This is a genomic window from Microbulbifer sp. VAAF005 (assembly GCF_030012985.1).
Lineage (GTDB): Bacteria > Pseudomonadota > Gammaproteobacteria > Pseudomonadales > Cellvibrionaceae > Microbulbifer.
This window is the reverse complement of sequence record NZ_CP120233.1, coordinates 3481063-3501864: the sequence shown is the minus strand read 5'-3', so window position 1 is coordinate 3501864 and position 20802 is coordinate 3481063. Positions and strand designations below refer to the sequence as shown.

Below are 20802 nucleotides of genomic sequence, written 5' to 3'. Positions count from 1 at the left end.
CCAAAGGGCTACCCAAGCCATTTAAGCAGCTAAATAAGAGGCCATGTAATTGCAATACAAGTCTCAATTGATACCAGGTAATTGAAATAAAGCTCACTGGAAATCAGGGTTCCACAGTAAATTTTTCATTCCCGCTCTGAGAATTACTGCTTAATTGCGCCAGATACCTAGCAGGCATAGCCAAATTGTACTTCCCGCTTTCGAGTTCGATCGCTAGAATCGCCGCCCCCTTCCAAAACGCACATTAATTACAGAGGCCATTTAAAAGTAGAACTTGGGATGGCCAACTTAAGAGGTAAACAAAACGATGCAACCAACGGATAGTGATATCGTTTTTCAAAGCTATGGACGCTGCTGCAATAAAGAAAAGTTTTTTGTAGATTTTTATGATCGCTTTATGGGAAGTTCTACAGACATCCGTCAGCTCTTTGCCAATACAGATATGAAAGCCCAGCGTCACCTTTTACGTAATGGCATTATGCAACTGGTACTTTATTCGCGCGGCATGCCGGACACCAAACTGCGCGCCCTAGGGAAAAGTCACGATCGTAATGGCTATAATATTCGCCCGGAATGGTATCGCCTCTGGCTCGACGCACTGCTCGCCACAATTAGACAACACGACGAGGAGTACTCACCAGAAATTGAAGCCTCCTGGCATCGGGCAATCCTGCCAGGTATTGAAATCATCCGTAAAGCCTACTGACTCTTGCGATTCAAAGAAAAAGATAGCTTTTAATCTCTAAACCCCAAACCGGCCTTTCACGATCGGATTTCCGATAGTTTCAATGCACAAAAGCATACTTTGTGACTAGTGCCGGTACGGGGTTCTATCCTATCAAGATTCAATTCACTATAAAAAATGCCTATAGCTATTCTAAAAATCCGAAAATAACTATAAAAAGTAAAACTAAATTTATAGGAATCAATAACAAGGAAATAATAATGAAAACGGTACGAAAGTACAGCCTTCCTTTGGCGCTAGCTGTTGCGATAAGTGCATGTAGCGAAGCCCCCAAGAGTCATAAGAACTCCGAAATAACGACAAATCCTACTTCAGTTTCAACCTCGGAAAACAAGCTTCCGTCACTGGAAATAAAATACGAAAAATTCACACTACCTAATGGGTTGCGCGTAATCGTGCATGAAGACCGCAAAGCGCCTATTGTCTCTATCGGAGTCTGGTATCACGTCGGTTCAAAAGACGAAAAACCCGGCAGGACTGGATTTGCACACTTATTTGAACATCTGATGTTCAATGGTTCAGAAAACTACAATGACGAATTTTTCAAACCATTTGAATTAGCTGGTGCTACCGGTATGAACGGCACCACTTGGTTAGATAGAACAAACTATTTTGAAACCGTGCCCACGAATGCATTGGATATGGCCCTATGGATGGAATCCGATCGCATGGGACATCTACTCGGTGCCATTACCCAAGAGAAACTCGATGAACAGCGTGGTGTAGTCCAAAATGAGAAACGCCAGGGTCAAAACCAACCCTATGGCAAAGTATGGGAGCGTATGCAAAAGGCCATTTACCCGGCCGGCCACCCCTACTCCTGGACTACGATCGGCTCAATGGAAGATCTGAATGCAGCCTCACTTGAGGATGTCCACGAGTGGTTTAAACAATATTATGGTGCCGCCAACACAGTATTAGTACTTGCCGGAGATATAAATGTAGAGACAGCAAGGGCAAAGGCCACTCAATATTTTGCGGACATTCATCCTGGCCCACCCTTAATTAAAAAGAAAGCATGGATAGCTAAACGAGAACAATCCAGCCGCGAGCAAATGTTCGACCGCGTCGCACAATCACGCCTGTATAAAGTCTGGAATACTCCAAACCTAACTCATGAGGATGCTGGAGCTATTGCTCTGGCGGCAGCTGTTTTGGGTGAGGGCAAAAATTCCCGTCTCTACCAGCGCCTAGTTTACCAAGACCAAATTGCCACTAAAGTAGATATTGGACTACATGAATTTGAACTCTCCTCTATATTTCCTATTGTTGCCGATATAAAGCCAGGCATAGAGCTGACTACCGTAGAAAACGCTATCGATGAGGAGTTAAAGCGTTTTCTTGAGGAGGGGCCAACAAGAGAGGAGTTGGCAAGAGTCAATATGAAAGTCTATGCATCTCATGCCCGTAACTTAGAGCAGGTGGGCGGATGGAGTGGAAAAGGAGTAATTCTTGCTCGTGGTGAACTCTATAGGGGCAACCCCAGCTCCTATCTGGATGCACTTACTGAAATGCAGGGTATAAGCCCTGAGCATGTTAAAGCTGCCGCTCAGAAGTGGCTTTCCAGCGGCGATTACAATCTGGAGGTACACCCTTTCCCTAAATACTCCACTTCTAAAGCTGATGCAGATAGATCCAAATTGCCGGATACAGGAGAGTTTCCCAGTGTCCCATTCCCCGAATTACAAACTACAGAGCTATCCAATGGTTTAAAGGTCATACTGGCTCAACGCCATGCTGTACCAGTCGTCGATGTCCAATTGCAGTTTGATGCCGGGTATGCCGCTGACCAGGGGAATATCCTGGGTACATCCAGTTACGCCATGTCCATGCTCAAGGAAGGTACTTCAAGCTTAAGTGCTCTTGAGATAAGTGCCAAAGAAGAATTACTAGGTGCGCGCATCAGCGCAAATTCAACTATTGATACTTCAACAGTTAGTCTCAATGCACTGAAAGGCAATATTGATGACTCCATATCTTTATTTGCCGATATCGTGATGCAGCCAGCTTTCGTCACAGAGGAAATTGAACGTAAGCGGAGCCGATGGATTGCAGGTATTCAACAGGAAAAAACTCAACCAGCACAAATAGCCCTACGAAAATTACCACCGCTACTTTACGGTAAAGACCATGCGTATGGCGTACCACTAACAGGCTCAGGAACTGAAAATTCCATTCAATCTTTGACTCGCGAAGATATTGTTAGTTTTCATCAGACCTGGATGCGTCCAGATAATGCCACGCTAATTGCCGTTGGTGACATTAGTCTCGATGAGCTGAAACAAAAACTTGAGCAACACTTTGCAGACTGGGTAGCACCTGAAAAGCCCTTGCCCTCCAAGCAACTTGAACAGGTCTCACATCCTGAAAAAACTAATATTTACTTAATTGATAAACCAGGAGCCGAACAAAGCATCATCATTGGTGGTCTACTGGCACCATCTGAAATGATTCCACAGCGTGAAGCCCTTCATATGATGAATGATATCTTTGGAGGCACTTTCACCGCACGAATTAATATGAACCTGAGAGAAGATAAGCATTGGGCCTACGGAGCATACTCTTTCCTAACAGGAGCCAAAGGGCAGCAGCCTCTATTGGTATACGCACCGGTTCAAACAGACAAAACCAGTGAATCTTTACAAGAGCTATATAATGAACTACAGGCCTATATAGGAAATTCCCCAGCAAAGGAAGAGGAACTACAAAAGATAAAAGATAAACGAATTAATGAGCTGCCTGGCCGCTTCGAGACTATTGGATCAGTCTCAAGTGCTATTGCAGATATAGTAGCCTATGACCGGCCACTTACCTATATGGAGACTTATACACAGCAAATTCGCGATATTGATCTTGCTTTAATTCATACTCTGTCTAGGAAAACTCTAAAAACCAATCAATTTACTTGGGTTATTGTAGGCGATAAAAGCAAAATTAAGGAAAAACTGATTAGTCTTAATTTAGGATCTATTTCTGAACTTGAATCAGGAGATAATCTAACAAGCATCCCACAAAACTAAATAACAACTAATTCTGGTCGACCAGACAATCTCTATTTGGTCGACCACTACCAACTTTCCAACCAATAACTGGCCCACCACAAATTTCTCAATCTGATTTTTCAACCAGATATATTTTTCTATCCAACACTACGAAACAAACTGATACAAGTCACAAGACTAACTACCAAATAAATCAATTGCAGATACCACTCATAAAAAGATTTACACAAAATACCCACAAAAAAACACTCAACCTAACAAATACCGCAAAGAGAAAATAAAATGTGGAAATTTCAACAAAAGTCGTTAAAAATTATCATGCAATCGCAAAAATCAACAAAATAAAAATCCCTCAATAAAATTTTAAAAAAATACCTGCAATTTGATTATTCATACGCCATTAAAATCCTGTTAAATTCCCCCAGGTCGATCTCGAACAAAAACCAATAATCAAAAATGTTGAAATAAGAGCAGCGACAAAAGCAACAATAAATATAGAAATTGCCAGGAGTATCCAATGAAGAAAAAACTATCTGTATTTGCCGCCGGCGTCTTAGCCTTTGCTGTAGCCGGAAACGCCGCTGCAGCTGCAGAAGACAAGCGTTACATCGTGACTTTCAAGCAAGGAAAAGGTGAATCAGTTAAGTCTTTCATGAAAAAGAGAGGCGGACGCCAAGCTGTTGAAATACGTCGTCAGAATGCGATGGCAGCTCATATGTCTGCAGAAACCCTCAAAGAAATGCGCTCCAATCCGAACGTTGCATTTATCGAAGAAGACGTAAAACGTTATCCAATGTCTCAGGAAACGCCCTACGGAATTACCATGGTGCAAGCAGACCAGCTGGGTGACTCTCAAGCCGGCAACCGCACCGTTTGTATTATTGATTCTGGCTACGATCTCGTCCATGAAGATTTGTCTGGCAATGCCGTTACCGGAACCAGTGATCCCAGTGGTGCAGGCAATTGGTATGAAGACCAGAGCGGTCACGGCACCCATGTAGCCGGCACTATTGCTGCAATGAACAATGATGCTGGTGTCGTAGGTGTGATGCCTAGTAGTAACATCAACCTGCATATTGTAAAAGTCTTCGACGGTGATGGCTGGGCCTACTCCTCCTCCCTTATGGCAGCAGCAGAAGTTTGCGCCGACAACGGTGCCAACGTCATCAACATGAGTTTGGGAGGTGACAGCCCCAACGTCCTCGAGAGGCGCACCTTTAATAGCCTGAATCGCGAAGGCATCCTGTCCATCGCAGCAGCAGGAAACGATGGGAATACGGCCCACTCCTACCCAGCCTCCTACTCCTCAGTAGTATCCGTAGGTGCTGTCGACAGCGATAAGGCCATCTGGTCTTCATCCCAGCAAACTAACCAGGTAGAACTCTCCGCCCCCGGCGTGCAGGTTCTATCTTCTGTTCCCACTGATACAGGCAGAATTTCCTACTTGACTGTCGACAGTGTTGATATCGAGTCAGCCCCGATATCCGGCACTCCAGCTGGTGCAATCACCGGCTCGATGGAAGATTGTGGTACGGCAGAATCCGCTTGCACCAGTGCGGCAGGTAAGATTTGCCTGATTGCTCGCGGCAATATCAGCTTCGCCGAGAAAGTCTTGAATTGTGAGTCTGGCGGCGGTATCGGTGCCATTATTTACAATAATGAAGAGGGATTACTTTCCAGTGCCACCCTGAGTGACACCGTAACCACAATTCCCTCAGTTGGCATTTCAGATACTGACGGTGCAACTCTACTCACGCAATTAAATGCAAGTGTGGATTTGGAAAATGAGGCTACTAGCTACGAATATTACAACGGTACTTCCATGGCTACCCCACACGTTGCCGGTGTTGCCGCGTTGGTATGGAGCCACTTCCCCAACTGCAGCAATACAGAGATTCGCAACGCACTAACGGCTACCGCTGAAGATCTCGGTGACGCAGGAAGGGACAATGCCTATGGCTACGGCCTTGTACAGGCAAAAGCAGCCTATGACTACTTGGATACCTACGGCTGCTCAGGCTCCTAATCCCAATTGGATTAACTAGAGCTTGAATAAAAAAGGGGAGCAAAGCTCCCCTTTTTTTCAGGAACTAATAAATAGTTTTCAAGGATAACCATATGGCTACAAAGAAAATTAAGACCTCAACATTGCGTCCGTTCCATTACTGAAATCAGCCTCAGAAAGTATGTCCTTTGCCAGCAGCCGCTTTAAAACCTCCAAGCACCGATCTCTTACAGTATCCCGCACCAACCTTACCGTCGGTGTAATTGACTGCCTTCCCGGAGATACCAACCATAGCTCCGTTGCCTTGGGTTTATAGTCTCGCATAGTGGCCACTACCTGACCGGAAAGTAAATCCGCAGACATATCCAGACATGACTTAATGGCAAGTCCATAGCCAGAGGTACACCAACGTCGCACCAGGTCACCGTCATTTGACGACCTGTTCCCAGACATACGTATCTTGTATATCTCTTCGCCCCGAAAAAATTCCCAATTATTGTGCACAATCTCGTGAAGCTGATAAAAAAGGCCATTATGTGCGGAGAGATCCTCCGGTGTTTTCGGGGAACCCTTTTCCTGTAAGTAGGCCGGGGTTGCACACAATAAACGGGGCACGTCACAAATCTTAAAACCATACAGGTTGGCATCCGCTGGGGGGCCGTAGCGCAACGCGATATCCACAGGATCCCGGTAAAAGTCCACTTGGCTATCACTGATATTCACTCTTAGACTCAGCCCCGGGTGTTCCTGCAACAATTGATCTAACCAAGGAGTTACGAGGTTCCTTCCTAGGTCCGAGGATGCACCTATGCGAAGCTCGCCATCTATCTGACCGCTGTCTTCCTTGAGATTTTGCCGGGCGAGGTCCAAAGTCAGGAGGGCCTCCTCACATTTGGGAATAAACCTTTCCCCAGCACTGGATAGCCGCAATTGCCGCGTAGTGCGAATAAACAAGTCCGCTCCTAGCGCGCTCTCCACACGCTTGATCGCTGCGCTGGCAGTTGCAGTGCGTAAGTCGAGACTGGCGGCGGCCGCAGTGATACTACGAAACTCGGCCACTTTAAGAATGACCCTCAAGTCTTCAAGCTGCATATTTTCAATATATTTTTGATAAAGATTCAAAGATTATAGTGTTTCTAGCAATGCAATCTAGATCTAGAATGACTTCATCAGCTCGACATCCCAGTCCTTACCCAGGAGGCAGCTAAGCTGTTCACTAGGTCTCCTCTGAAAGGATCAAGGAAAAGAGTACAAACCTTAATCCAACACATATTGAAACAAAGAGGTGTTCACATGAGCAGGCTCACTATCGTTGCCAACATTAAAGCCAAGGCCGACAAAATTGACCTGGTGAAATCTGAATTGTTAAAACTCATTAATACAACACGAGCAGAAGCTGGTTGCATTAATTACAACCTTCATCAAGACAATGACAATCCTGCACACTTCCTGTTTTATGAAAATTGGGAAACTCGCGATCTGTGGCAAACCCACATGAACAATAAGCACCTGGAAGACTATATGAAGGCAACCGAGGGCGCCGTTGAAGAGTTTGTATTGAATGAAATGACCGAGATTGATAACTAATCAAACTCGGTGTGTTATCCAGGTTCCCGCCTGGATAACACCGAGCTAATAAATACACTTCTTCAAAAGGCTTTCCCGGTAAATTAAGCGTAAAATCCCTTCGACGGAGCAACTCTTCGTCTAGAGCTATTCCCCAATAGCAACCCAGCCAAATAAAATACTAATCAACAAGTCCGGATTGCCAATTAAGGTTGACAATCACCTGTAAATTAAGCTGTCGGTTTATCTGGGTCGGCCATCCTTTGCACTCAATCAGACCCTATGCTTAAATTATTCCATTAACAGTCACTAATAAACATAATTAGCCTGAAGGATTTATGGAACTGGAATTTTTAACGGCAACCCTGTTTAACCTGGGCATTAACCTGATTTATACGCTGCTAGCGTTATTTATTGGTATCACCGCACTGATTACCATTGATAAGAAACTGCTTCGCTCTGTAGATATCGAAGGCGAGCTAAAAAATGGCAATATCGCCGTATCTATATTTGCATCAACCATATTGATATTTGTTGCCATCATTATTTCGTTTGGCCTCAAGGGATAGCACTATGCGCAAGTGGCTGGCTATCACACTGATACTTTCCCTCGCACTGATCACCCCTGAACTTGTACGGCGAGCGAATACACAGGAGCCGCCAACTAAAAGCACACCGGAAATCCCCCTTTCCGATAATTTACGGAGCTTTGGTAGCAGCGGCAGTCAGTTAGCCAGTATTGTGGACTCACAACAAGGTGTAGTGCGAGTGGTGGGTACCCGCTACCCTCTGGAAGAAAAAACCATCCAGAAAGTAGTCGACAAACGCTCACTGGAAGAGAGCGCTCATGTCTCAGTGTGGAACTGGCAGGGAATTGAGGCGGCGACAGCGTCCGCCCGGGGACTGGACCAGCAACACCACTTTGCCAACAGCTACCTGGTGGGGTTCAAGCCCTTTAAGACTCAACAGCTTTGGGTGCCTCTTTATACACTGGCTATGAATAAAGAGTACCAATACGATCACCTGCAATACGCCGGTTTGTCAGACATTTGGCAAACATCCCGGCAGGCCTATTACCAAAAGCGGGGTGACTGTGAAGACCACGCTATTTTACTGGCAGATTGGCTGATCGAATTGGGAGTTGATGCGCGGGTGGCACTCGGAACCCATAAAGGTCAGGGTCACGCCTGGGTAGTGGCCATCTTGAACGATCAAGAGTACCTGCTGGAGGCAACCAGCAAACGCCGCCAGACCAGCTGGCAAGCCATGCCCCTGGCAGCGCTGGCGGAGGGTTACGATGCGGAATTTCAGTTTAACCGCCACTTTTTCTGGGCGAAGAAAAACCCAACCCCCACTCGACAATACCGAGGAAATCACTGGGTAAAGAAGTCCCAGTTTATTCGCGGTTAATGCCCAAAGGGGGTGAGTGTTTACAGCCCACCCCTTTTATCCGTTTCAGATCAGATCGGAGATCCTGGCGGCAACGCTTTAACCGCACCAGGTTTTACTTCCAGCTTGCCCTGCTTAAAGGCATCGATGCGCTGTGCCTCATAGTAATAGTGCGCACTATAGCCCTCAGGATCATCGCCAAACAGCCGCATAGAACCAATTTCCTGAAGAAGTTTTGCCAGCTCCAAATGCGCTTTGGCCCGCACTGATTCGTCTGCCTTTGCATTACTGGCCAGTAACATCAACTGCTCGATATAGGCGTGATTAACTCGCTGGTGCACACTCGCCTGCAGACCGGTATAACCCTCACCCTGCAGAGCCAGCGCGCTCAAGCGCTGCAATAGGCTAGCAAACCCCGGTACCTCACTGCTGCGGGCACTCTGTTGATTCATTCGCGCCGCGCGCTGCGGGTCCATCAGGATTGATAGCGTATGCCCAGCAGCCGCTTCCGCCAGAGCGACCCCATCAAAAGCTACCCCTGTATATGAGGGGAAGCTCTCGATAGTACGTTCGTAGCCATAGGACTTGGGCGGAATCAGCTGCAAGACCTGCTCCGGCAAGGTGAGAAACTGCGGCGAAAGTGTATCCAGCAGTGCATCAATTGCCCGCTGTTGTCGCTCTGCGGGCACCAGGGTATAGCTATTTTGATCGGTACCGTTGTAGACATAGTCATAGTCCAAGCCACCAATCAATTTGCCCACAGCCTCCGCCTGGTAGCGATGACCGTAGTACACAGGCACCAGGGTCTCTTCCAGGTCAGAACGGGGCGCGGATAACGGCGCTGCCGCCGCAGAGAAGTTACCCAGGGCATGACGCCTCAAGTCGACCATCCGCTGGAATTCCGTCAATGGGTCAGTGCCGTTGTCCCAAAGGTGTGAGACTGCGTGAGCATTATTGATGGTGCGGGAGTCCGGGTCTGAAATAAAGCGCAGCTCTTGTTCCCCGGCCTCAGCGATAACACTGTCGAGATAACTTTTTTCATCATCGCTCTCGCCATAGCCGTAGCGAACCGCCAACTTATCCCAACTGCCGATGCCAGTGGCGTAGGCATCTGTCAGGTCCAACTTACCTCCCAGCAGAGAGACCAGCGGAGCCGGGTAATCCATTACTGAAGCGCGCTCTTCGCTACTGGCAGCAAAGTTGTGCGCCAGACCCAGGGTATGGCCTACTTCGTGAGCGGATAACTGACGGATACGGGCCAGGGCCATATTCTTTAGCTGCTCAGTACTGACGGTATCGCCGCGATAGGGCTGTACAAGCCCTTGAGCAATCAGAAAGTCCTGGCGAACACGCAGGGACCCCAAGGTAACATTGCCTTTTAGAATTTCGCCAGTACGGGGATCGTAAACCGAATAACCATAGGACCAACCGCGAGTGGAGCGGTGTACCCAATTGATCACGTTATAGCGAACATCCAAAGGATCGACGCCCTCCGGCAGAATCTCTACGCGAAACGCATTTTTAAATCCTGCTGCAGCGAATGCCTGGTCCCACCAGCTCGCCCCTTCTATCAGGGCACTGCGCACCGGCTCAGGCACTCCAGAATCTACGTAGTAAACAATCGGCTCCACAACCTCATCGCTACCCGCCTTCTTCTCCAGTCGATGACGGTAGATATAACGCTGGTCCAAGGGCTCTTCAATCGCTGTAGCGTAATCCCGATAAGCGAACGGGAAGTAGCCACTGCGGCTGTGAAAACGGCGCGGCTCATAGTCGTTATCTGGCAATTGAATCAGGGAGATATGCTGGCGCAGGGACACCAATGTAGGGGTCGGAACCACTTCGCGCAGATAGTTTCCCGGAGCTGATCCAGCAAAAGTTAACTGGGCCTCAAACTCACTGTTCTTGGGAAAGTTTTTTGTGCGGGGCAGATAAATTGCCGATTTGCTCTTATCCACACTGTAACTGCCCTGCTCTGCGCCCTTAAGACGTGTAGCAATACCGTGCTGATCGCTCAACAGGAAGGGCGTAAGGTCCACCAGTGCCGCCTTATCGCTCTGGGCAAGCACCTTGAAGCCCCAGAGTACGGACGAAGCGAAAGCTTCCTCAACCGCGCGGCGCTCAGCCGCATTTGCTGATTGGGCACGGTATTTCAGGTTCACCTGATGCAGTAATACTTTGTTACCCGACTGCTGGAACTTCACCAAGCGGCTCTCACCCACCTGGTTGCGATCCAGGCCCACCGGGTTTGAACCCAGTCCCTGGGCCAGCCCGGTGAGCAAGAGCAACTCGCGCTCAAACTCATCGATCTCAAGTAGCACCCGGCCGTTAGCCTCGTCCCAGTAAAAGTCGTGGAAGCCGCTGTGCCTATGCATGCCTGCGGTGTACTCCGCGATGCTCCCGGCCTGTGCCATTGTGCTGACTATCAAGAAGCACAGTGCGGCAATGTGCCTGCTTATGAACATTGAATACCCTCAATTTATTAAGTGTTATGGGCTAAAAATACAGAATACCCGCTGGAACATCCACGCCTGGCCATCACTCCCCGGGCCTGCGTCAGGAAAAAATGAAAAATATTTCTAACTGCCTGCATCTGTTCGGCTACCCAGGCGCGTCACATTGAAAAGACACACAATAGGAAACCGGCATATGTGGAAGCCAATCGCACTTTCAACCCTGATAGGCCTCGGTATCAGTTCACAGGCAATGGCCCACGATTCTTTTCATGTCGATACCAGCACCTGCACAGTGTCTACGAATTACGCTATTGAAGTAGGCCCGGACTTCTTTACCGTCGATGGGGAAGACGGAAAACTGGTGACATTTCAGCTGCCCAACCAGCTATCAGTGGATGGTGAGTTGCTGTCCCTCAATTCTCAGCAGGAGCAACTACTTCAGGAATACCGCCAACAGCTACACATCGCCGGTCGCGACACACTGGTACTCACCCTTGAGGCGGTCGATATTGCAATGGATGGCCTATCCATTGCCATCAGCACCCTCGCCGGGCCGGACCACCCGGATATCCTCGAACTCCAACAGTTTTCCGCCGACCTGATCCAGCGCACTGAGGACCGCCTCAATCGAGAGGGCGAGATCTACCAGCTGGGAAACGAGGAAATGGGTAACTATATAGAGAAAACCATCTCTGAAGAGTTTGAACCCCGTATCGAACGCCTCGCTATGGAGTCCGCGGGAACTATTGCCTGGCATGCCTTCAAAGCTGCCTTTACCGGCGGAGAAAGCATTGAAGAACAGGCCACTGAAGAGGCGGAGCGGTTACTGGAACAGCGCGGTAAAAGTATTGAGCAGTCTGCAAACCGCTTGTGTACACAATTGGAATCCATCGATCGACTGGAAAGCGACCTACACCAGCAGGTACCAGAACTCAGTCACTACGACATAGTGAAAGCCGGCCTGGTTGTCATCAATTAGGCGCTCTTGATTTTCATCCCCCCAAACTCGGCCGCACTGCGGCCTCTTTTTTAAATTTTCCACAGTATTGTCACAGCCCCTGACGCTGCAAAAACTCCATTGCGTCGGTGACACTTTGTTCGGCATTTTCGACATGGGACATATGCCCCATCTTCTGATACACGATTAACTCTCCATTAGGCAACTTGTCAGAGAAATACTTTCCTACGGACAAGGGAATAATTTGATCTTCTGCCCCCCAGATAAATAAAACTGGAATTTTTATAGTCTCCAAGTCCGGCAACGGCTGGAAATTGATTGTGGCATTAGCAACCAAATTGATCGCTGTACCGCGATTCTTCTCATAGCGGGAAAGCAAATAGATTCGTTCCAACATTTCCCCCGGCAGAGCCTGCGGATTGTAGAAAAATTTGGAAGCCAGCATTTTTCTCAATAATCCACGACTACCAATGTGCGCAACCATTTTTCGCCCCCAATGGCTGGTGGCAAATCGAGCAATACCAGCAGGCATTTCCAGTCCCTTGCCACATTTATAACCACCGGGAGAGACAAGAATAGCGGCCTTGGGTATATTCGGATGTCCTGTTAAATAGCGTAAAACCCCATTTCCACCAAATGAATGGCCAGCGATCACATAGTCCCTAAGTTTCAGGGTTGCGACAAATTCTGCAATAAAATCGGCAAAATGCTTAGGTGTATAAGTGCCTCCTGGTAACGGGTCGGTCAATCCATGCCCAGGTAAGTCCACCAAAATAACATGATATTTTTCTGCCAATTTTGTCGCCCAGGCATTCCAGGCGCTCAGTGAATCACCACCACCGTGAAGACAAAGTATATTAACGCCATCAACAGGCCCCATCTCGCGATAATTAACGGATAAACCACCAGCCAGCGTAAGTTGATTAAAAGAGAATTTCAGTAGCTCATTGCGACTTAAACTGGGACTAAAAAACGCCATCCACAGAAGCCAGAGTAGAATTAAAAAAAGTATTAAAACCAGCCAAAAAGTCATCGTTCTACCCGAGCCCCTCACCTTTATGCGCTGAAAAAGTGGCTGAGTTGGCGGAAATAGTAATACCGCAAGCAAAAGCTTGAAAATAATGGCCCAGATCCGCGCCCATTCAACAAGGATAGACGGCGCTCACCACTGAAACTGGCTGCTACGGCCAAAGGTAGAAACAAGAGGGCCTCCAAATAATTCACCAACTACCTCAGCCTGATCTAAAAGACGTAAACATTAAGTGCTATTTACTTTAGAAGGCCCCCTAGCACTTCATGTCACTCAAAGGGTTATCTGGACATCTGAGCCTCCGTCGCCCGGCAAATAGCATCCAGGGTAAGGGCAATATCATTATCGGTAGTCGCCCAGGAAGAGACGCTAATACGCAGGGCCGTTTTTCCTCTCCAGGTAGTCGCTCCAAACCAGCAGACTCCCTCCTCCTGTATGGCTCTGACTATCTCTTGGATATCTTCCGCAGTGCCAATAGTTGCCACCACCTGGTTTAACACTACATCGTTAAGGATCTCATAGCCCATTTCTGCCAGGCCTTCGCACAGATGTTGGGCATGGATGCAGCAGCGATCAATCATCGCCGCAACTCCTTTCGGGCCCATCTCCTGAATTGCCGCCCACACTTCCACCCCTCTGGCCCGACGTGAGAATTCTGGCACCATATCCTTGGGCGGCACCAGCGATCCCACTTGCAAGTATGGCGCCTGGGTTGTCATCACATTGTGTACAGCCCCCGGCTTTCGACAAATTGCCAAACCGCAGTCATAAGGCGTATTTAGCCATTTATGAGCATCTACAGCCCAGGAATCTGCTTGGTCTACTCCAGTAGTCAACACTGATTTCGCTGGAGATGCCGCTGCCCACAAACCAAAGGCACCGTCGACATGTACCCAGGCACCTTTGGATTTAGCTTCGGGAATTATGCCTGCAAACGGATCAAAACTGCCGGAGTTTACGTTGCCCGCCTGAAGGCAAATAATGGTGGTTTCATCAACCTCGGGAAAAGTATCTGCTCGCACCCTCCCCTGTTCATCACAGGGCGCTTTAATCACCTGATCCATACCAAATCCAAGAATAGAGAGTGCCTTGTGAACTGTGACATGGGACTGTTCAGAAACAACAATACGCAGTGGCGGCGCACCGGCTAGCCCGCTTTTTGCCAGGTCGATATTTAATTTTTGATAAAGCGTATTTCGCGCAGCAGCCAAGCACACCATATTGGCCATAGATGACCCTGTGGTGAAACCCACACTACTTTCCATCGGCAAGGTTAACAATTCCAATATCCAGATTGCCGCAATACGCTCCAGATAAATTGCAGAAGGCGCCGATGCCTCCAAAACCGCCACTTGGTCCCAAACGGCGTTCATTACCGCCGCGCCCATAGAAGCTGGCGTAGCCCCACCTACCACCAGCCCGAAAAAACGCCCACCGGTACTGGCAACTGTTGCCGGAGAACCGTAACGATGCAGGCTCTCGACAACAGCCTCTGCCGGTTCCCCAGCCCGGGCCAAGTCACTGTTAAAAAATTGCATTTGATCAATATCAAAGGCGGACGGACTTACGCGGCGATCGCGAATATCAGCAACATATTCCTCAGCGTACCGCGCTGCCAGGGATAGTACTTCTATGGCATTAGAAAAATTTTTGCTGTCATTATTATCCATTTTCGAACCCTCGACTCCTTTTCCAGTACCTGATCTAGTATAAAAAATTAATTACTCTATTAGACTTAAACTAATAAAAAATTAATTAAACCGATACGAACAATAAGGACAAAAACACTTATCTTTGTGGCAATAATCGCTTTTAGATAAAGTTGAAATAGCAATAAACCTGGCACGTTTGAAGACAAGGATTAACTTGAAAGGACTTTTTATCTAGGGAGCCTCTGAATAACTCCGTAATGCCTCTGCGGGTCTTGAAGGCTACAGATGTTAGGCGCAGCTAGCCGCGAATGGCCTAGTCCTTTGCAAGAGCTGCAACGCAGCAGCTGTGGCCTTCAAGGCCCGCCCTTCGGGGCTTACAGAGCGATTCACACTCCGCGTTGCGACTTCTTGAAAGGTCTAGACATTCCTGCGAAGCCGCGCCTTGATTGTGAACCGCTCTGTATGCCAGAGGTATCACGGAGTTATTCAGAGGCTCCCTAGTGCTATCTTATGCCCCAACATAACCAGTCGGGGCTCATACAGTGTTTGCTTACTTGGGGTTTCTCTCGCTGGTATGGATGGTTGTAGGTGTTACATTGGCAGGAGCAAAATACTCTGGCTATAGCCATTCAAGACAATTCTGTAGCGAACTAGGAGCCGTTGGAAGCCCAACCCAGAAGCTCTCCCCCTCATTAACAACTACCCACTTGGCATATTATTCTTCTTATTTGGTCTGCATATAATTCAAATTGAACAGGCCCCAGTTGTACTTACCATCATTGGAGTTTTAATTATTATCCACGGTATTGGAACCTGGGTTGCGGGTTATTTTCCTATGGATGCGGATCCCTATACAAAAACCCCTAGTCTTGAATGCCAGATACACTCCTGGGCGGGGATGTTTATGTTGTTTTCTTTACTCATTGCGCCATTGCTAAGTACTTTCAGTAGTTACTTCTCAATAGAATTCAGGTTATTTAGTACAGCCTGCTTGCTCGCTTCTATCTATTTTACTGTTACCTTAAAAAAGCCTACGAGGAAAAAATCAACCCCGGCCTGCACCAACGTCTCAGCTATGGAGCACAGTTGATATGGTTAACGGGGCTTTCCTTTAATCTGATAACGAGCTGACAAATAATTTATAGCAACTTGGAGCAATCAATCTGATAACGCTTCGAAAACAGTAAAAGCCCTTTCTGGGAGAAAGTAATCGCCCTGGAGTCCGCTCTTCTAACCGCCCACTGCTTTGCCAAGGCATCTTCGAGTATCCATTGGCCCAAGCTGCCTGCAAGGTGGCTTTTTCGTTCGCTCCAGTCTAGGCATGACTTGCAAACAGGGCGCTTACGTTGCTTAAAACTCGTTACGGCTGCCCCTCGTTCCTGGAAAAATATTTCGCCCTCTTCAGTCAAGGAAACTTGCTGTGATTGCTCAGAGAGTAACTCACTAGCCAATAGCGCCTCGTACAATAGAACACCAGTCATTCCTGCTAAATGGTCATAGCAGATACGGGACTTCCTTAAATCTGGATCTGCGGGTCCAGTGGTAACTTTTTGAGGTACCAGGGTGCTACTCAGATTGAGCAACGCCTCTAGCGCTTCGGCAATTTGATGACTCGCCAGCTGAAAGTACTTGTGCCTACCCTGCTTGCGAACTATCAGCAGCTTGCTATCTACCAGCTTGGAAAGATGGTTGCTTGCAGTCTGTGCAGTCACATCGGCCTCACAGGCTAACTCTGTTGCTGTCAGTGCTTTTCCACTCATAAGCGCCATCAATATTTTTGAGCGCGCCCGATCCCCAATCAAACTGGATATTACCGAAATGTCAGGTTCCATGGTTACCCTCGCAACAGTTCGCTGACCACCGAAGTATAGAAAATTAAACCATCTAGAATGCCAGCAAATTATGAATAGAGGCAACTTAGATGACTGTAACCTGTTTTATTGAATACAAGATCGATCCGTTTAAGCTTGATGCTTTCCGGCAGTATGCTGAGAACTGGGGCAAAATCATTCCCAATTGTGGCGGACGACTATTAGGATATTATCTACCTTCTGAGGGCACCAACTTTCAGGCCTTTGGTATTATTAATTTCGATAGCTTGGCTCATTATGAACAATATCGAAAACTGCTTAAGCAGTCTCCTCAGGGCAGTGAAAATTTTCAGTTTGCGACGAGAGAGAAGTTTATTCTTGAAGAGAAGCGAAGCTTTTTAAATGCTGTGCCAGAAACCTACCTGAAGTTCCCACAGGAAAGTCACTGATGATCGCCGTCATATTTGAAGTTACACCAAAGCCTTCAGGAAAAGACAAATATCTGGCCGTTGCAGCGGACCTAAAAGAACACCTAACTAACTTCGATGGATTTATCTCAGTCGAGAGATTTCAAAGCCTCAATCAGCCAAGAAAAATTTTGTCGCTCTCTATTTGGCGGGATGAAGAGTCTGTAGTGAACTGGAAAAATCACAAGGCACATTGTGATGCACAACACCTAGGCAAAAAACAACTATTTGATAACTACCGTATAAGGATTGGAGAAATTCTTCGGGATTACTCTATGCAATAAATCAACAGTCAAATTTGGCTCAGACTATGAAGCCTCTGCATCTTTTTCTTTTGTTGAAAAACAGAACGCAGAGGCTCCCATTCCTAAAAACGGACTGACCAAAATAATCGAATTACATTCGCAGAGAAACTATAAGCCGGTTCCTCGCCAGGACTGATAGATGTATCAGAACCATGCACGGTGACATCTAGGAAATCCTCATAGTCAAATAGGATATGGTCCCAATAGAGATTAATCGTATTGCGTCGTTTCAGTACTGACCAACGTTTTGGCAGCTCGTAAGATACACCAAACCCAAGGGCTAGAGTTGTGTAATTACTCAACTCTTTATCCCTAGCACGAAAATTAGTAGCGTTGAGATAGGGGAAAAGATCGCTGTAAAAGTCTGCACTACTTTGCTGATAATAACGAATTTTTCCCTCTAAAACCCATTCATCCCGTTCCTTCCAGGGGTGGATATAGCGAAACTCAACATTATCCGAAACAACACCCCAACTATCCGCATAGTGTCTGTATTCGGCCTTGACGGCTGCTCGGTAAGGCAGCCGGTATTTAGCCCTTAAAGCAACGGCATCACTGTTGCGAGTTGTTGGATAAACTTCAGCTTGATAACTAAATCCGCTGCCAGAGGATTCGTCAAGGTATCTGACACTGCGATACGGATTATTAAGAAAACCTTCGTCAGCCACCGTTTCCACACTTAATTCAGCAATTAGCTTCTGCGTGAGGATCTGATTCCAACTAAATGCATAGCGGCGATGCTGTGCATCCTCAGCAAAATTGTCATCGCCATTACGAAATACATCATCGCTTCCGTAACTCACCCGCAAACCAAGGGTGCTCAAATCGCCAAAGAACCCCTGACTAATTCCGAAGGCAACTGTTTGCGCCTCATAGTCATTCTCGGAACTATTGGTATACCCCATACTGATTGTGGTTTTATCCACCAGGTAGTCAGCCCCCAAAGAGAACTCATCTCGCTGCTCAGTGTACTCACTAGCGGTGGCTTCCACATCAATAGATGCCCCGGATATCATATCCACATAGTAATTTGCAGACAGGGATACATTGTTGCCGACATTCTTTCGAATCAATAGGGAGGGCCCATCAATAGTCACTCCACCACCGCTATAGGCATGATACATATTGTCCGCTCTCTCCTCGGGAAGAACTGCGGCAACGGCCATGAGCGGTCCTAAAAATAATAGTCCGCTCCAGCGAGATAGAAGCTTAGTTACAGCCACATCCACCTCCACTTCCCCCTTCAGCACCCCGCGCAGCTTCACGGGCTTCGTACACATGATTCATGTAACGAGCCGCTACAGGGTCCTGTTCAAACCCCATAATAGGATCGGCAATAAATTGTCGTTCATAAGGAGCAACCCAAGGATTAACAGTACAACCTGTGCTCAACAAGAGAGTGCAAACTAGGAACAATGCACGCATGACACTACTCCCGAATCAGTTCCTTAATCATCTTCTTATAGGCGGCTTCATCTCCATCGCGATAGCCTTTGTGGATATAGCGAACATTTCCATCGCGATCGATAAACACGGTGCTGGGCATAGCGGCAACACCATACATTTTGCTCACTTCCCCTTTGCTATCAAAAAGGATCGGAAAATCCACCGGAATTTTTGCCAGTAGAGAGTCCGCATCTTTACGTTGAGCATCCACATTAACCCCCAAACCTGGAAGCCTGCAGCTTCATAGCGGGCGTGTAACTGATCCAACAGCGGCATTTCCTGACGACAGGGACCACACCACGAGGCCCAAAAATTAAGCATGATGACATCACCGCGCTGCTCTGCGAGCCTAAGGTTTCCGCCCTGATTGGAACTCAAGGTAAAATCCTTAGAGGGCTCTGCGGCGTAGGTCTGCGATATTGATAAAAGCAGGGTCAAGAAAGCAGCCAGGTATTTCATGGAAGAGTCCTTGTTATTTATTGGTTATCTAGAAAAAGATGGTGAGCCCCAATTGGGCGGAAAGGTTATTGGTGACTTGTGCTTCGCCAAATAATTCATGCTCAAAAACATGATCGCGAACATCCATGCGAACAGCGAGCCAATCGTTGGCAAGCATCCTCACGCCAGCACCAAAGTTGTAAGTGATGTGCTCTTCGTCAGCAAACGAGGTATTTCCCACACCTCCAACAACATAAAAATTGGCATTGAAGGCCCAGTCATCAAATACAAAGTACTCACCCTGGAAAATATTCCAGCCCACAGAGGTATTGTAATAACTGAGTTCACGCTGCTCATCAGTCAACAGTGGTGCAGCACCGCTCAACCTTTCAAAGCTGGATTCTCCTAACTCGGTCTGGGCATAGGTGGCTTCAATAAAGAAATCTTCACTGATGTGGTAGGCCGCTGAAGTACCGTACAGGGAGTTTGAGCCGAAATCCTCGACGTTGATAACACCTGCAAACAGACCGATTTCTATATTTTCACTATCTATCAGGGCATCACGTATCTCCCGGCGCTCCAGTTCTGGTGCGACAATATCCGCGAGCACATCATCATCCTGCTGGGCGCTACATACCTGAGTCCCCACCAACGCTGAAAGCGCCGCAGAGCCTACAGATATACGTCGAAACCAAGTTTCCACTCGACAATCTCCTGATTATTTTCCTGCGTGGTAAGCAAGTAATGATTAGTGTATTCAGCCCTAATGGCAAAACGGCGCGATAGATAAGTGCGCAACCCCAGTCCGGCCAACATAGTTGTATCCTGTCGATCCTCGGTGGCGACAATCGTGGCATTTGGAGAGGTGATATTTACCCCAGCACCCAAAACAAAATATGGGGAAACTTTCCAGTGGGGGAATGGCTGGTGGACCATCGCCACCTGGTATACCTGGCTGTCTGAATAGGAACCTACCGCTTGGGTCGCACGTAATTCTGAAGATAAATTGGGGGTAAATTGGTAACTTAGACTAACACCCAGAGAATTTGCTCCAGCAAAATCTCCGTAACTCAACCCCAGATAAAAGTAGCCATCATCAACATCAGAAAAGTCTGGTAGTGACACACGCACAACTTCCCCGTTTTCTCCATAGACTTCCCGTAAATCGTCTACTTTTACCCAGCCACTTTTATTGCGCGAAGTCAGCACCTTTACCCAGTCGGTGCGGCGCTTAAGTAACCAAATCTTTTCACCATATTCCGCCACATAGAAAATCGGATAACCGCGACCCGGGCCGCGATAAATATTGATAAATGCATTGCCCACTGTGACCAATTCAGCATTCTTAGGGCTTTCATCCTCATCTATTAGCTCAGTAACTTCCAGTTCTGCCGGCGGAGTTTCATCTAACACAACAGAATCCGCTGATGCTTCTTCAGAAGAAGCTCGCGCTGCAAAAACGAGAAGAAATATAAGTACCGGGAAACAACCAGTAAAATATCGAAGTAATTTCAACATGGTTTAATCTGCCG

Annotated in this window: 19 protein-coding genes and 1 pseudogene; 10 read left to right on the top strand and 10 right to left on the bottom strand. The window is 47.4% G+C overall.

The window, feature by feature from the left end; genetic code table 11:
- Window positions 1-307: 307 nt before the first annotated feature.
- From P0078_RS15750 to P0078_RS15740, 3 genes are all read left to right on the top strand, one after another.
- On the top strand, window positions 308-706 hold the full coding sequence (locus P0078_RS15750; protein WP_282930876.1) for a globin: 399 nt from the start codon (window positions 308-310) through the stop codon (window positions 704-706).
- A 239-nt stretch (window positions 707-945) separates the two neighbouring features.
- Window positions 946-3765 carry a M16 family metallopeptidase gene (locus tag P0078_RS15745; RefSeq protein ID WP_282930875.1) on the top strand — a complete coding sequence of 940 codons (2820 nt, stop codon included), beginning with the start codon at window positions 946-948 and terminating at the stop codon, window positions 3763-3765.
- Window positions 3766-4264: 499 nt separating this feature from the next.
- Window positions 4265-5773, top strand: coding sequence for a S8 family serine peptidase (locus P0078_RS15740; protein ID WP_282930874.1), 1509 nt, complete (start codon window positions 4265-4267; stop codon window positions 5771-5773).
- Window positions 5774-5881: 108 nt separating this feature from the next.
- On the opposite strand, the gene P0078_RS15735 is transcribed toward P0078_RS15740, so the two are convergent.
- Window positions 5882-6844: a LysR family transcriptional regulator gene (locus P0078_RS15735; protein WP_282930873.1), complete on the bottom strand. Its 963-nt coding sequence runs from the start codon at window positions 6842-6844 to the stop codon at window positions 5882-5884.
- Window positions 6845-7045: 201 nt separating this feature from the next.
- On the opposite strand from P0078_RS15735, the gene P0078_RS15730 reads away from it, so the two are divergent.
- The 3 genes from P0078_RS15730 (at window position 7046) to P0078_RS15720 (ending at window position 8728) form a co-directional block, all read left to right on the top strand.
- The gene (locus P0078_RS15730) at window positions 7046-7339 is read left to right on the top strand and encodes a putative quinol monooxygenase (protein ID WP_282930872.1); all 294 of its coding nucleotides are present in this window, start codon (window positions 7046-7048) and stop codon (window positions 7337-7339) included.
- Between the two features lie 317 nt (window positions 7340-7656).
- Entirely contained in the window at window positions 7657-7887 is a 231-nt protein-coding gene (locus tag P0078_RS15725; RefSeq protein WP_108734840.1) for a DUF350 domain-containing protein, read from the top strand.
- A 4-nt stretch (window positions 7888-7891) separates the two neighbouring features.
- Window positions 7892-8728: a transglutaminase domain-containing protein gene (locus P0078_RS15720; RefSeq protein ID WP_282930871.1), complete on the top strand. Its 837-nt coding sequence runs from the start codon at window positions 7892-7894 to the stop codon at window positions 8726-8728.
- A gap of 50 nt (window positions 8729-8778) precedes the next feature.
- On the opposite strand, the gene P0078_RS15715 is transcribed toward P0078_RS15720, so the two are convergent.
- Entirely contained in the window at window positions 8779-11121 is a 2343-nt protein-coding gene (locus tag P0078_RS15715) for a zinc-dependent metalloprotease (protein ID WP_282930870.1), read from the bottom strand.
- Between the two features lie 235 nt (window positions 11122-11356).
- On the opposite strand from P0078_RS15715, the gene P0078_RS15710 reads away from it, so the two are divergent.
- Window positions 11357-12142, top strand: a complete 786-nt coding sequence (locus P0078_RS15710) for a DUF2884 family protein (RefSeq protein WP_282930869.1) — start codon at window positions 11357-11359, stop codon at window positions 12140-12142.
- A 70-nt stretch (window positions 12143-12212) separates the two neighbouring features.
- Here P0078_RS15710 and P0078_RS15705 read toward each other — a convergent pair whose 3' ends face one another.
- Both P0078_RS15705 and P0078_RS15700 read right to left on the bottom strand, forming a co-directional pair.
- Window positions 12213-13100, bottom strand: a complete 888-nt coding sequence (locus tag P0078_RS15705) for an alpha/beta fold hydrolase (protein ID WP_282930868.1) — start codon at window positions 13098-13100, stop codon at window positions 12213-12215.
- A gap of 332 nt (window positions 13101-13432) precedes the next feature.
- Window positions 13433-14821, bottom strand: coding sequence for a pyridoxal phosphate-dependent decarboxylase family protein (locus P0078_RS15700; protein WP_282930867.1), 1389 nt, complete (start codon window positions 14819-14821; stop codon window positions 13433-13435).
- Window positions 14822-15494: 673 nt separating this feature from the next.
- On the opposite strand from P0078_RS15700, the gene P0078_RS15695 reads away from it, so the two are divergent.
- Window positions 15495-15893 carry a DUF998 domain-containing protein gene (locus P0078_RS15695; protein ID WP_353057080.1) on the top strand — a complete coding sequence of 133 codons (399 nt, stop codon included), beginning with the start codon at window positions 15495-15497 and terminating at the stop codon, window positions 15891-15893.
- Between the two features lie 49 nt (window positions 15894-15942).
- Here the strand turns inward: P0078_RS15695 and P0078_RS15690 are convergent, their stop codons facing one another.
- Window positions 15943-16635 (bottom strand): ArsR/SmtB family transcription factor, encoded by a 693-nt coding sequence (locus tag P0078_RS15690; protein ID WP_282930866.1) that lies wholly within the window; start codon window positions 16633-16635, stop codon window positions 15943-15945.
- 89 nt (window positions 16636-16724) lie between these two features.
- On the opposite strand from P0078_RS15690, the gene P0078_RS15685 reads away from it, so the two are divergent.
- Both P0078_RS15685 and P0078_RS15680 read left to right on the top strand, forming a co-directional pair.
- Window positions 16725-17063 (top strand): NIPSNAP family protein, encoded by a 339-nt coding sequence (locus P0078_RS15685; protein ID WP_282930865.1) that lies wholly within the window; start codon window positions 16725-16727, stop codon window positions 17061-17063.
- Window positions 17063-17365: an antibiotic biosynthesis monooxygenase family protein gene (locus tag P0078_RS15680; protein WP_282930864.1), complete on the top strand. Its 303-nt coding sequence runs from the start codon at window positions 17063-17065 to the stop codon at window positions 17363-17365. Before P0078_RS15685 ends, P0078_RS15680 begins: the two co-directional genes overlap by 1 nt.
- Window positions 17366-17448: 83 nt before the next feature.
- Here P0078_RS15680 and P0078_RS15675 read toward each other — a convergent pair whose 3' ends face one another.
- The 5 genes and pseudogenes from P0078_RS15675 to P0078_RS15655 form a co-directional block, all read right to left on the bottom strand.
- Window positions 17449-18609 carry a DUF3570 domain-containing protein gene (locus P0078_RS15675; protein WP_444892269.1) on the bottom strand — a complete coding sequence of 387 codons (1161 nt, stop codon included), beginning with the start codon at window positions 18607-18609 and terminating at the stop codon, window positions 17449-17451.
- Window positions 18596-18811, bottom strand: a complete 216-nt coding sequence (locus P0078_RS15670) for a DUF4266 domain-containing protein (RefSeq protein ID WP_282930863.1) — start codon at window positions 18809-18811, stop codon at window positions 18596-18598. Before P0078_RS15670 ends, P0078_RS15675 begins: the two co-directional genes overlap by 14 nt.
- Before the next feature lie 4 nt (window positions 18812-18815).
- Window positions 18816-19291 (bottom strand): annotated as a pseudogene (locus tag P0078_RS15665) (TlpA disulfide reductase family protein).
- Window positions 19292-19319: 28 nt separating this feature from the next.
- The gene (locus P0078_RS15660; protein WP_282930862.1) at window positions 19320-19973 is read right to left on the bottom strand and encodes an outer membrane beta-barrel domain-containing protein; all 654 of its coding nucleotides are present in this window, start codon (window positions 19971-19973) and stop codon (window positions 19320-19322) included.
- Window positions 19943-20788 carry an outer membrane beta-barrel protein gene (locus P0078_RS15655; protein WP_282930861.1) on the bottom strand — a complete coding sequence of 282 codons (846 nt, stop codon included), beginning with the start codon at window positions 20786-20788 and terminating at the stop codon, window positions 19943-19945. The genes P0078_RS15660 and P0078_RS15655 overlap by 31 nt, the downstream gene beginning before the upstream one ends.
- Window positions 20789-20802: the final 14 nt, after the last annotated feature.